A 13234-nucleotide genomic window follows, 5' to 3' on the forward strand; every position below is an offset into this window, starting at 1 on the left:
GTGCAGCTCCCCTAACGATAAGGCATGTTAACCTAAGTGTAGCAAAGGCAGGAGGCGACTTGTTGGGAAAGTATGGGTCTAAACAGTTCTTTCGCGGGACCGCATAAGGATCAGCATGGTGAAACGTAAGGTCCGGCACGGTGATACGTGGGGATTCGATGTTACGTAAGGGTTCGGCATGATGATACGTGGGATCTGATGATACGTAAAGGGTTCGGCATGATGATACGTGGAATCCGGTGATACATAGGGACCCTGTAAGTCTAACGGCGGCAGGAGCCGCTATTTGGCGGTTTTTGGGCGGCGGGGAAATCTAACGGAAGCCACAGCCGTTATTTCCGATTTTTCGACCCGAAGCATACCCTTTTGGGGCAAATAGCGGCTGTGACCGCCGTTAAAATTTTTCCCAGGGCTAAAACAGGCCAATAAGGGCTGTGGCCGCCGTTAGCCGCGGGAATTCAGTGGGCTGCCAGGGAGAGACCGGTGGGCTGAACACGGCAGCTGCTCCGGGGAGAGACCAGTGGGCTGACACCCGGGCCTATACCCCGGCCGGCATCCTCTCCAGCCGCCCCACTCCACGGCTTCAGCTCCTATTTCTCCTCCAGGGCCGAGCGGATGTCCGGATAGCGGTAGCGGAAGCCCGCCTCCAGCGCCTTGCCGGGAAGGACCCGCTGGCCCTCCAGCAGCAGCGCGGACATCTCGCCCAGGGCAAGCCGCAGCGGCGCCCCCGGAGCCTTGAGCCATGCGAAGCTGTGGAGCACCTCCGCCGCCGCTTGGGCAAACTCGCGGTTTTGCACCGGCTGGGGCGCCGTTGCATTGATGACGCCAGACATGTCCTCATGGTCCAGCACATACAGGATCAGCCGGATCAGATCCTGGCGGTGGATCCAGGACATCCACTGCTCCCCACTGCCCAAGGGGCCTCCCACGAAAACGCGGAAGGGCAGCAGCATCAGCGGCAGCGCCCCGCCGTCCCGGTCCAGGACAATGCCGAAGCGAAGCACCGCTCTCCTCCGGGCGGGAATGGAGGCTGCTGCCGCCTCCCAGTCCCGGACCACCCCGGAGAGGAAATCTCCTTCGCCCAGGGAGCTGTCCTCCGTGAAGGTCCCGGAGCGGGAGAAGCCGTAGGCATTGACGCCGGAGGCTTGGATCAGCACCTCCGGGAGAGCATCCGCCGATTCCAGCAGCCGGGACAGCCGGTCGGCCGTCTCCACCCGGGAATCGCGGATTTTCTCCTTGGCTGCGGGGGTCCAGCGCTGGTTGATGGTTTCGCCCGCCAGATTCACCACGGCGTCCACGTTCTTCAACAGCTGGGGCTGAGCCTCCAGCGCCTCCCAGCTGACCAAGGTGAACGCCGCATCCCCCTCCGCCGGCAGCACGGCGGCCCCTCCTCTCCGGCTGATGATCCAGCCGCCATGTCCCGTTTCGGCCAGCGCTGCGGTGAGAGCGCTGCCAACAAAACCTGTGCCGCCCGTGATCAGAATGTTCATGCCGTTTCCTGCCTCCCCTTTTGCCTAAAGTAAATTTCCATATATCTTCTGCATCCGCGTCTGGGTTAGAGCGGGTTTCATACAGCCCTCCGCCACGCCCATCTACAGGGTGCGGGTGTGTTCTGGGACAGCGTCGTGGCGTAACGGAACTGAGCGACTCTTAGACTGGCAAATTTACTGTTTTCGACGGCTAACGGAACTGAGAAGCACTTAGCAGGGAAAAACGGGCTCTTCAGAGTAAAATGAGGCCTGTAAGAGTCGCTGAGTTCCGTTAAAAAGCAAAGTTGCTCCAAAACCGTATGTAAGGGTCTCTGAGTTCCGTTAGCGTTGTGCCATTAGTATAGTGCCATTAGCGTTGTGCCATTAGTATAGTGCCATTAGCGTTGTACCGTTAGCGTTGTACCGTTAGCGTTGTACCGTTAGCGTTGTACCGTTAGCGTTGTACCGTTAGCGTTATGCCATTAGTATAGTGCCGTTAGCATACGTAATGCGGTTATCCCATGCCCATCCTCATGCTGCGGTACTGGCCTGGTGCCATTCCCGTCCGGGTGCGGAACAGGCGGATAAAATAGTTCACATTTTCAATGCCAACCTGAAGGCCGATCTCCGTGACGGAGAAGCCTGTGCTCTCCAGGAGTGACTTGGCTTTTTTGATCTGCAGATCATGGAGATACTGCAGCGGGCTCATGCCCGTATGCTGCTTGAGGCAGCGGGCCAGGTAGTCGAAGTGGAAATGCAGCGCCTGCTCCATATGCTTGGCATCGAAGGGCCGGGCCAGATTCTGCTGCAGGTACAGGATGACCTGATCGCAGAGCAGCCTGGAGCGGGACGTGGACCGGCTTCGCGCCGAAGCCTGCAATTCGGCCAGCAGCCCGGAGAATTGGGCCTGCAGGGGCAACGAACTGGCCGGCGACAAGGTCTGCTCCAGCTCCAGCATCCGCTTAAGATACGGAAGGATATCGGATTTGTGCCATTCCGCAAACTTTGGCAGATACATGAGCTGGGAGCACGGCGCAAGATCGAAGTCGGTCCTTTGAGAAACGGGCACCGACCAGGGGATCTGGCTGCTGTCCACAGTCCGCACAGGCGCCGGGTGGACAAAGTGGATCCAGTAGATTTCGGTGGTATCCTCGCAGGGCCGCTGTCCGCCATGGGTGCGCCCCGGCTCCAGCACCAGCATGGAGCCTTCACCAATATCATATTGCTGACCGTCCTCCCACATGTACAAAGCGCCTTTTACGACAAAAATCATGTCATAAACATGGAAGGACCGCACAAAATGCTGCTGGCCCGGTTTCCAGAAGCCGTAGCCGATTAACATTAACTGGGGTAAGGGCGGAATCGCCAGCTCCAGACATTGCAAGCCAAGGGCCTCCTTTTTCCTGAGGGATCATGCCTCCATTCTAACATAGACGCCGCCTGAACAGGTAGAAACTGTGCTATATAAAGTCGTTTATGTTCCTACCCCGGCGGAATGCAGCCCCGTATAGTAAAGCTGTAGAAGCATCCATCATATCCCCATTCACGAAGGAGACGATTCTTATGCGGTTTCGGCAGGTTCATCTGGATTTTCACACCTCGGAGGCCATTCAGCCCATCGGAAGGCAATTTAACAAACAGCAGTTTCAGGACATGCTGAAGCTGGGTTATGTGGACTCCATCACCATATTCTCCAAGTGTCATCACGGCTGGGCCTATCACCCCTCGGAAGCCAACGACATACACCCCGGTCTTTCCTTCGACTTGTTGGGGGCCATGATCGAGGCTGCACATGAAATTGGCGTAAAAACACCGGTTTATTTGTCGGCGGGCCTGGACGAAAAGCTGGCGCGCCGCCACCCCGAGTGGCTGATTCGTGACGCGGAGGACCGGACCAATTGGGTGAGAAGCTTCATGGAGCCGGGTTACCACCAGTTCTGCATGAACTCCCCTTATCTGGACCTGCTGCTGGCGCAAATCCGCGAAACGCTCACCCGTTATGAGGCTGACGGCCTGTTTCTGGATATTGTCGGTGTGCGGAAATGCTACTGCCACCATTGCCTGGAGAGCATCCGCAATGAAGGCGGGGATCCCCGGGATGAAGCCGCTATGCAAAAGCTCTGGGAGCGGACTTACGCCACCTATACGGCGAGAGTGAAGGAGGTAGTGGAGGCTGTGAAGCCGGGCCTTCCCATCTTCCACAACAGCGGCCATGTCCGGCGGGGACGGCGTGACCTGGCAGCGATGAACACCCATCTGGAGCTGGAATCTTTGCCTACCGGAGGCTGGGGATATGATCACTTCCCGCTGTCGGCCCGTTATGTCCAGCCGCTGGGTATCGACTTTCTGGGGATGACAGGCAAATTCCATACGTCCTGGGGGGAGTTCGGCGGGTACAAACATCCCAACGCCCTGCGTTATGAGGCGGCGCTCAGCATCGCCAACGGCGCCCGATGCTCCATTGGAGACCAGCTCCATCCGGACGGCCGGATGGACGAGGCGACCTACCGGCTCATCGGCGAGGCGTACCGGGAGGTAGCCGATAAGGAGGCCTGGTGCGTGGATGCCACCAACGTGGCCGATGTGGCCCTGCTCTCTCTGGAGGCGGCAGGTGTCCACCCGCTGGCATCCCGCGAGCCCGAATCAGATTCGGATGCCGGAGCGGTGCGTATGCTGCTCGAGGGCAAGTTTCTGTTCGATGTGATTGACCGGGAGCAGGAATTCGCCCCGTACAAGGTAGTGATTCTGCCGGATTATGTGGCGGTGGATGAAACGCTGCGGAGTAAGCTGGAGCAATATGCGGCACAGGGAGGCAAAATTCTGGCTACCGGATGGTCGGGGCTTGCTGCAGACGGCAGCCGGTTTGTTCTGGATTTTGGGTTGCGGTATGAAGGGGTAAATCCCTTCCGGCCGGATTATTTCCGCCCTTCGTTTGAGCCGGGCCGTCTGGGCGAAGCCTCGTATATCTTCTATTCGCAGGGCCAACGCATCGGGCTGGACGGAGGTACGGAGCTTGGCCGCCGGGAGGACCCTTACTTCAACCGGGACGCTGCCGCCTTCTGCTCCCACCAGCACACACCCAGCAGCAATATGTCCTGCGGCCCGGGTATGGTGGAAAGCGGAAGCGGGATTTATGTGGCGTGGAATGTGTTTGAGGACTATGCAGCCAAGGGCAGCCTGATTCTGAAGGAGACGGTCATGTATGCGTTAAACCGCCTGCTCCCCGGTAAAACGCTGACGACTTCACTTCCCGCCCAAGGAGTTGTGACTCTGCAGGACCAAAGAGGGCAGAAGCGCCTGGTCAACCATCTGCTGTATGCGTCCCCCGTACGCCGGGGCAAGGATATTGAGATTATCGAGGACATTCTTCCGTTGTATGCGGTGGAGGTATCTGTTGTTGCCGCCCGCCCGGTAAAAAAGGTCTATCTGGCGCCGCAGCTGACAGAGCTCCCATTCCGGCAGGAGGCTGGGCGGGTTTCCTACACCGTGCCGCGCCTGGAGGGCCACCAGATGGTGGTGCTGGATTACGAATAATCTCCGGAGAACATCTTCTTGGCCAATTGCATAAAGTATGGAGCTGATTAATAATCATTTTTATATAAAAAGTTTTATTGCCGCTCTGGACGGGTATTCAATAGGAGGTCTGCATCCTAGGGTCTGTCTTCAAACCCGCTTGAGGGCATCTTTTACCGCCTTTTCGTCCCGAGCTAGCGTTACTTTCGCTTGACGTACCCCCGGTGAACTAGCGCAAAAGTGCCTTGCCTGGAACGAAAATTCGCCAAAATCTGCTCCCCTCGGAGTTTGAAGACAGCCCCTAGCAGCCTTATCCAATAGAAAAGGAGTGAGCACATGCGTAAGCATATACTTGCCCTGACAGCGGCTGTGATCTCCGGCGCCCTTTTGCTCAGTGCATGCGGCAAGGAAGACAGCGAGCCCGTAACAGCTTCACCCGGGATGTCGGCGGCCGCAGCCAGCCCAACCACCGTCACCGGAGCCGGCACCAGCCCGGGGGTCAGTCCTGCCGCCAGCATGACGGCAACCCCGAGTCCCAGCTCCAGTGCCGGTTCGGCGGAATTGCCGGATAATCTGCCGAAGGATTTCCCGCTGCCAAAGGATGCGAAGATTTCCACCACCCATTCCGGTTCTACAGACGGTAAAAAAACCGCAATCCTGATCTTTACCACCAAGGAAAGCATAGACGCCGTTGCCAAGCTGTATAAGGATTATTTCAACGGTAAGCTGGGCCGTGATGCCGCCCAGACCATAGACGAAAAGAATATCATTATCCAAGGCTTCACCCAGGACAACAAACAAAGCTGGTCGATGATCGGCGGCAAAATGGCGTCCCAGGAGGGGGTTGTTGAGCTGACCGTCACCTGGGCGGAAACCTGAGCCAGCGTGCAGCGTATCCCATCCGGGAGAGCTCCCTTTTATTCGCTCTCATGCAAAAAGACTGTCCCCGCAAAAACATCCGGGGACAGTCTTTTTTGCAGCTACTCCACTCGGAAAAGATAAGGTGTCAGCGGCTCCAGAGTCAACACGGGATTATCCTGCGCCTCTCCGGTAATCAGATTGGTATAGCCCGCCGCCTGCACTCCTCCGGCATATACGGCAGCCAACACCGTTTCATTGCCATAATTGACCACATTGACCAAAGTGCCGCCCTGATAGCTCACACTCCGCCACTCTACGTTGTACGGCAGAGCGCCTGTTGACGGGTCCGCCAGCAGGAGCCGTCCCGGGCTCAGATCCGTCAGAATGGGCTGGAGGTAATCGCGAAGCTGCGCCGCCGTCCCATTCACGGCGGTAATGTAGTCCGCCTGCAGCAGAACCGCGTTGCGTTCAGTAGCAGACTGGTTTTCCCCACGGGGAGTCTTCTCCAGGGAATGGCTGCCGATCACCAGCACCCGCCCACCTTGCTCCTGGAAGGCCTTGATGGCAGCCAGGGTAGCCGTCTCCACCCGGCTTGCAGCAGGTACTACCAGCAGCTTATAGGCGGACAGCCCGCCCCCCGCAGCCTGCTTCTCCGAGATAAACCCCGCCTTTTCCCCGCTGTAGGACAGGGCTTCGTAGGAACGGAGCAGCACATTGTCGTAATCCCCGGAAAAGACGGCTGACGCCGTTGAATACAAAATGGCCACCTTGGACTGTTCATTCTGGAAAGCCGTCACCTCCCGGGCCAGCCGGTTCAGGTCCAGATTGGAGCGCCCGGCTGCGGCCACCGCATCGGGACGGTGGAGAATGCTCCCCTCCCGGCTGGAGGCTTCGTCATACGTGCGCTCCCACACCCAGAGTGTGGAAGCTCCCCGACCGTGAATGGCGCTTTGCCACAGCACAGAGCGGACATGCTTGGCCTGCTCCGGGGTGTACACTCTGTCCCCGTCGGCGATGACATGATGCTCGGAATTGAACACAGGAGCTTTTTTGAAGGAGGTTTGCATATCATAGAAGCTCAGCTCCTCCATGAAGCCCTTTGGCCCCTCGTTGATGTAGTTCCAATTGTCATTGCCGTTGATCTGGCTGAACTCCGAAAAACGCTCCATGTCCACACCCCAGGACAGACTTCCCCAGGGATCGCCCATAATCTTGGCATGGACAGGAAGATCAGGAGCCAGTTCATGGATGATTCCGGCCATCCACTCATGCCAGCGGGCGAAGTAGTCGTTATTGAACAGCACATAATCGTACGCCCGCGGGGAAGCCGACACATTGGCCGGCATAGGCACCTCCGAGAACGCGGTGTAGCTGCTGCCGTACACCCCGTTCAGCCCGGCAATGTCCCCGCCGTACACCTCTGACAGATAGCTGTGCCAGAAGGGCAGGGCATACGGATCCTTATTGGTCTGATAGACGGATTCGTTGGTCAGCGTGATGCTGTGCAGGGAGCCGTATGGCTCCACAAGGGGAATCAGTGCTCTCAGATAATCTTCGATGATGGATTGGGCCATGGGATGGAACACGGAAAATTTGATAAAGCCGTTGCTGCTGATCCCAAGCTCCGGCCACTTGGCCAACGCCCAAGCCGGGAAATAATGAGGCGATACCAGGAGATTCACCGACACCTGGTTAGAGGCGGCATTCTGCAGAACCTGGACAATATCCGACTGGATTTTCTTGGTGGATACCACATATTCCTTCTCTGCCGAAAAACCGCCCAGGTCCTCAAAGCCCGGATTGGCCGCCAGATTCACACTGCTTCCCGCCTTGCCCATCCACAGATCATCCACCCAGATGGTTCCCGTATTCTCGGACACCACCATCAGCTTATAGCTGGTTTCCTGGGGGCCGGTGGTGTATTCGTACATCACCTCCTGCCAGTCATAGGTGCCGCTGGGAAAGGATTTCCGCTGCTTCATGGAGCTGCCGCCGGGAAACCAGGTATTGCGCGCGTTTTCGCCCTTGACCCACACCTTGAACTGATAGGTGGTATTGGGCTCGACTGCAACGGTCTGGGCCACATTGATATACACGTTGGACTGGTACGGCGAGGAATTGGCGATCCGCAGAGAGCGGGAACCGGAATGGCTGACCCCCTCCGCCACCGCAGCGGTTGCATTCACATTGCCTGCGCGGCTCACCGAATATTGATTGATGAAGTCCGTCTTGTCCAGAACCACATCCCGCGGGCCGATTTCCACCTGGATGGCATTCACACCCAGGTCCTGAAACTTGGGAATATCCTCCCTCACCTTATTGAATGCGCCATAACCCGTGAAGAACACCGGCCGCTCCTCCACTGCCCCTGTGCTGCGGACAGCCGTATCCGCCATGAAGGAGCCCCCCTCCACCTCCGGCCTGCCGGTGATATACCGCGGAACCGCCACCGGCGTCCGGCTTCCGTCCAGAAGCCCCTCCAATGCCTGCTTCGCTTCGCCAAACAGCTTTTCCAGCTCCACCGCCACATAATAAGCGCGGCTCAGCCTGCCCTGGGCAATATCCTCCTTCCCGTAAGCAACAAAATCCTTGATTACGGTATAGTTGATCCGCTCGTAATCCGTGGACAGCCCCTGCGCCTCACAGGCCAGCAGCAAGGACTCCAGACCGGGAAGCTTGGCGCCTACGGCATCCAGCATGGCTGCTACCTCCGCCGGGGCTTTCACCGCCGACACAGCCGCAGAGGTTTGAGCGGACTTGCCTGCAGCATCGCTAACCGCAAAGTCCAGGGTGTAATCTCCCGCCTGGTTCGGAGTAAAGGGAAGCCTCACCTCCGCCACGGTCCCTCCCGGCAGCTCCAGGCCGGTGCTGGTGCCAAGGGCGTCCGAGGCCAACTGCAGCGTTGCCGGGTGGGGTTGCCAATTGACGGCGTATACGGAAACATACACCGTGGCGTTCACCGCTGTCTCCGCCGGACCCTCCGCCCAGATGCTCCACCCTTCTCCTGCGGGAATCAGATGTACTCTGCCGTGGGAGGAGGGGCTTTTGGCCTTGCCGATGCCCGCCGTCCACTCGACCCAGCCTCTGCGGCCGGAGCCGTCGTTGTCATTGATCAGCAGGGTAAAAGGAAGCACATCCGCAGCGGGTCTGGAGCTATAGATGGTATTCCACGGCATACGCACCTCATAGGTGATTTCATTGCCCTGCTGGACAGCAGCCGCCGTAATCCCGTCCGCTCCGGCCTGAGCCTTGCCCTCGCTGAAGCGCCAAAGGTGGGCAGCTCCGTCCATATAATTGATCCCATATTCAGGCCCGTAGGCGGCATCCTTGCTGAAGGCAAACTGAATGCTGTCCCCCCGCCACATGGTGCTGCCTGCCACCGGGGCATGCACATTATCCGTCACCTTGGCCGCCCAATAAAAATAGTCATTGTCATAGGCCATATAGAGGCTGGCGGACACATCCTCCGGGCCTGCCCAGCCGCTCATCTGAATCTGGGCGCTGTCGGCGGGAAGCCGCAGCTCCGCATAGGGCTGCCAATCTGCCAGGGAGCCGTCCACGGCAATAGCTCCCGCCGCCTCCAGCGCCAAGGCATGATGATGGCTGCCGAAGGAGGACCGGAAGTCCTCCCATGCCGTATAGACCGGAGGCTCCGGCGGAGAGGATACCTCCGCTGCGGATTGTGGCAGCGCTTGCAATTCTTGCCCCAGCACTGCAGCAGGGAATCCCCCTGCCGCCAGTGCGAATACGAGCAGCCATACTGCCGCCGCAGAGCACCGCCGCTTCCACGGAGCCCGTATGCTGCGGAATCTGCGTTGTCCAAGCCTGTTGGTTGGGTTGTTCATTCATTTGCTCCCTTCGTGATAAGAGCTGCGGGGAAATGTTATCCCCGCAGTCTCTAAGCTGCCGGCTCAGCCCTTTACCGAACCCAGCAGCACCCCTTTGACAAAATATTTTTGCAGAAACGGATATACACACAGAATGGGCAGCACGGTAATCATAATGCCCGCCGCCTTCAGCCCCTCCGGCTGGATGTAACGGGAGGCGTCTCCGCCGCTGAGCAGTGCGTCCAGAGGGGTTTGCAGCATCTGGTACAGCTTCACCGTCACCGGCAGGAGCTTCGATTTGCTGATGAAATAAAGGGCATTGGCGTAGGTATTCCACAGGGCTACCGCGTAGAACAGCGAGATGGCGGCCAGAATAGGCTTGGACAGGGGCAGGGTCAGCCGGATGAATACGGTCAGGTCCGTAGCCCCGTCGATCATGGCGGACTCCTCCAGCTCCTTGGGCAGCCCCTCAAAAAAGGACTTCATCACAAACAGGTTATAGGCGCTTACCAGACCGGGCAGCCAAATGGCCCAGAAGGTGTTCATCAGGTGCAGGCTCTTGATCAGCAGGAACAGCGGAATCAGCCCGGTGCCGAACATCATGCTGAACAGCACGGCAAAGGTGAACACGGCTCTGCCCTTCAGGCGCTGCTTCGACAAGGAAAACGCAGCCAGCGTGGTAGCCGTCATCTGAAGCAGGGTGCCCAGCAGGGTAATCACCACCGTATTACGCATGGCATACAGCAGCTGGCCGTCCTGAAACAGCTTCAGATAGGCCATACTGTTGAATTCCACCGGCCACAATACCACCTCGCCGGACACAATGGCCCGGCTGCTGCTGAAGGACATGGCCAGCACATTCAGGATGGGGAACACGGTGGTAAAGGCGCACAGCGCCAGCACCAGATACAGGGGAAGTCCTCTCAGCCTGCTTTTTACCATAGTCCTCCCTCCCCCAGCTTTTTCACAATTTTATTGACTGCAAGCACCAGGATCAGACTGATGACTCCCTGGAACAGGCCCACCGCCGTCGCCAGGCTGTATTGGGCATTCTGCAGACCAACCCGGTAGACATAAGTACTGATCACATCCGATACGCTGAACACAGCCGCATTCTGCAAATTCAATACCTGCTCGAAGCCGACATCCATCATTTTGCCCATTTGCAGCACCAGCAGAATGGCAATGGTGCCCCGGATGCCCGGCAGCGTAATATGCCAGATTTGCCGCAGCTTGGAGGCTCCGTCGATTTTGGCTGCTTCATACAGCCCGGGGTCAATGGAGGTAATAGCCGCCATATAGATGATGGTCCCCCAGCCTGCGCTCTGCCACACGGTGGAGGCGCTGAACACCGCCGGCCACCAGCGAGTGCTGGTCATGAAGAAGATGGGCTCCTGACCGAAGAATTGCAGCAGCGAATTGACCACCCCTGTGGAGGGAGACAGCAGGGAGGTGATGATTCCTCCCAGTACAACCCAGGAAATGAAAAACGGCAGATACAGCATATTCTGCACAACCCGTTTGAACCAATTGACCCTTACCTCATTAAGCAGAATAGCCAGCACAATGGGAGCGGGGAAGGCCACGATCAGATTGTATAGGTTGAGCAGCAGGGTGTTGCGCAGGATCATCCAGAAATCCGGGCTGTGGAACAGAATCCGGAAGTGCTTGAGCCCCACCCACGGACTGCCCCAGATACCCTCCAGCAGCCGAAAATCCTTGAAGGCAATAACCTCTCCGAACAGAGTCACATATTTGAACAGCAGGAAAAACGACATGGCCGGAAGCAGGAACAGATACAGATAACGGTCTCGCACCAAAACATACAACAGGCCTCTCCGGGACCTCCGCTCCGGCACTCCGTCAAGGGGAACGGCGTTCCCCCGGGAATGCTTTTGTAATGTGCTCATCTCCTACCTCACTTCAGCTTGTCTTTGTTGGCGTCATACCAGGCCTGCACCTTGGCCGTTACACTGTCTCCGCCCAGGCTGTCCCAGGCTTGCCTGATTTCCGCTACGGCCTTGTCCGGGGTTTCATCCGTCATGGCCATCCGCGTGTTGATTTCCTTCCACTTGGCCTCAAACTGGGTGGCAATGGCCGAATATTCCGATACCGGCGGCACATACGGGAAATCCTTGCGGAACGGGGTGGTTTCCGTGTTTTTGATGATGGCGTTCTTCAACTGCGCCATGGCCAAATCCGTCGGGTCCTTGCCCGCCCGGGTGATCAGGTAATCCGGAGTCTGCCGCTCCTGAAGCACCAGCCGGTATTCATTGCCGTAGGCGACCTCCGTTTTCCACTTGTCATAATTGCTGGTGACGGGAATGCCGTTGACCAGTTGGTAATGGGTTCCCTCCGTGCCGTAGGTCAGAGGCTTCCAGCCCGAATCCAGCATCCAGTCGATGAATTCCATCGCTGCCTTGGGATTCTTCATTTTTTTGTTAAAGGAGGTAAGCAGGAAATTGGGCACCTCCATTTCGTAGCCGTTGGTGCCGTATTTGGTGGAGAGCGGCGGAACCACGGCCAGCTTGGCGCCCGGATTGTTTTTCTGCAGATCGCCCAGAGTGTTGTCCATGCTGATGTTGCTGAAATAAATGCCTGCCCTGCCGGTGGTCCACAGCTGCTTCTGGCGGGAAAACTCCTTATCGGTAGCATATTCCTTGTCCACCAGGGACTCCTTATAGACCATTTGGCGGAAGGCCAGCGCATCCTTGTACCGGGGGGTGAAGAAGCTTTGGGTCACCTTGCCGTCCTCCACAAACCACGCCCCGCTGCGGGCCTGGAACCAATCATCGGTAATGGCGGAATAGGCAGTGGACATGGCCATAGGAATGGTATCCTTCACATTGTTGCCGTCCGGGTCCCCGTCACGGAAGGCTCTGGCTACCGAAACCAGCTCATCCACCGAATTGGGCATGGCAAGCCCCAGCTTATCCAGCCAATCCTGCCGGATGTAGATGGCGGTATTGGCCCGGGTGGGACGAAGGCTGGCGATGGCGTACATTTTCCCGTCCTCCAATGTCAGATACGGCTTCAGCTCGGGATGCTCCTGCAGGTATTTCTTGTAGCTGGTGCTGTATTGGTCAATGTACTCATCCAGAGGCTGGATAGCCCCCTCCTTGGCCCAGCGGACCATGAAGTCCCGATTGTAGGTAGCCAGCATATCCGGGGCTTGCTCCGAGGCCAGCAGCACATTGAACTTGTCGGCCTCCTGGTTGCGGGGGATGGGCACCCAGTTGACCTTCACGCCGGATTGTTCATTGATCAGCTTGGTCCAGCGGTTCTCCTCATAGGTGCCTTCGCTGGTAGCCACCTGCCCCCGGTCATAGATGGAAGCCGATACCACCTTGGGCAGGGCATCATACTTGTCACCCCCGGAAGCGGATGCCGACGGCTGGGCAGCATCTGAACCGCTGCTGCTGCAGCCGGACAGCACTGCCGAGCCTCCCGCCAGGATGGTCAGAAGCGCCGGAAGCAGCTTCTTCGTTCTGTTTGTTTTTGCCATGAATAGACCTCCTCTTCTGTATGAAGCAAAACCGGATCCGAATCAGGGGCAGCGTATAC

At 57.8% G+C, this 13234-nt stretch carries 8 protein-coding genes; 2 read left to right on the forward strand and 6 right to left on the reverse strand.

Annotated elements, in window-relative coordinates; all coding sequences use genetic code 11:
• Positions 1-590: 590 nt before the first annotated feature.
• Together ACI1P1_RS15840 and ACI1P1_RS15845 are read right to left on the reverse strand one after the other, a co-directional pair.
• Complete coding sequence (locus ACI1P1_RS15840; RefSeq protein ID WP_416217395.1) at positions 591-1490, reverse strand: TIGR01777 family oxidoreductase; 900 nt, start codon at positions 1488-1490, stop codon at positions 591-593.
• A gap of 493 nt (positions 1491-1983) precedes the next feature.
• Entirely contained in the window at positions 1984-2853 is an 870-nt protein-coding gene (locus ACI1P1_RS15845; protein ID WP_416217396.1) for a helix-turn-helix transcriptional regulator, read from the reverse strand.
• Positions 2854-3032: 179 nt separating this feature from the next.
• Between ACI1P1_RS15845 and ACI1P1_RS15850 the strand changes: the two genes are divergently transcribed.
• The gene (locus tag ACI1P1_RS15850; RefSeq protein WP_416217398.1) at positions 3033-5003 is read left to right on the forward strand and encodes a beta-galactosidase trimerization domain-containing protein; all 1971 of its coding nucleotides are present in this window, start codon (positions 3033-3035) and stop codon (positions 5001-5003) included.
• 315 nt (positions 5004-5318) lie between these two features.
• Positions 5319-5861 (forward strand): hypothetical protein, encoded by a 543-nt coding sequence (locus tag ACI1P1_RS15855; protein ID WP_416217399.1) that lies wholly within the window; start codon positions 5319-5321, stop codon positions 5859-5861.
• A gap of 101 nt (positions 5862-5962) precedes the next feature.
• Here the strand turns inward: ACI1P1_RS15855 and ACI1P1_RS15860 are convergent, their stop codons facing one another.
• The 4 genes from ACI1P1_RS15860 to ACI1P1_RS15875 all read right to left on the reverse strand — a co-directional run bounded on the left by ACI1P1_RS15860 (position 5963) and on the right by ACI1P1_RS15875 (position 13175).
• On the reverse strand, positions 5963-9688 hold the full coding sequence (locus tag ACI1P1_RS15860) for a sugar-binding protein (RefSeq protein ID WP_416217400.1): 3726 nt from the start codon (positions 9686-9688) through the stop codon (positions 5963-5965).
• 66 nt (positions 9689-9754) lie between these two features.
• Complete coding sequence (locus ACI1P1_RS15865; RefSeq protein ID WP_416217401.1) at positions 9755-10612, reverse strand: carbohydrate ABC transporter permease; 858 nt, start codon at positions 10610-10612, stop codon at positions 9755-9757.
• Complete coding sequence (locus tag ACI1P1_RS15870) at positions 10606-11580, reverse strand: ABC transporter permease (RefSeq protein WP_416217402.1); 975 nt, start codon at positions 11578-11580, stop codon at positions 10606-10608. Before ACI1P1_RS15870 ends, ACI1P1_RS15865 begins: the two co-directional genes overlap by 7 nt.
• Positions 11581-11588: 8 nt before the next feature.
• Positions 11589-13175 carry an extracellular solute-binding protein gene (locus ACI1P1_RS15875; RefSeq protein WP_416217403.1) on the reverse strand — a complete coding sequence of 529 codons (1587 nt, stop codon included), beginning with the start codon at positions 13173-13175 and terminating at the stop codon, positions 11589-11591.
• Between the last annotated feature and the right edge of the window lie 59 nt (positions 13176-13234).

The sequence above is a fragment of the Paenibacillus mesotrionivorans genome, assembly GCF_046098205.1.
Classification (GTDB): Bacteria; Bacillota; Bacilli; order Paenibacillales; family NBRC-103111; genus Paenibacillus_AR; species Paenibacillus_AR mesotrionivorans.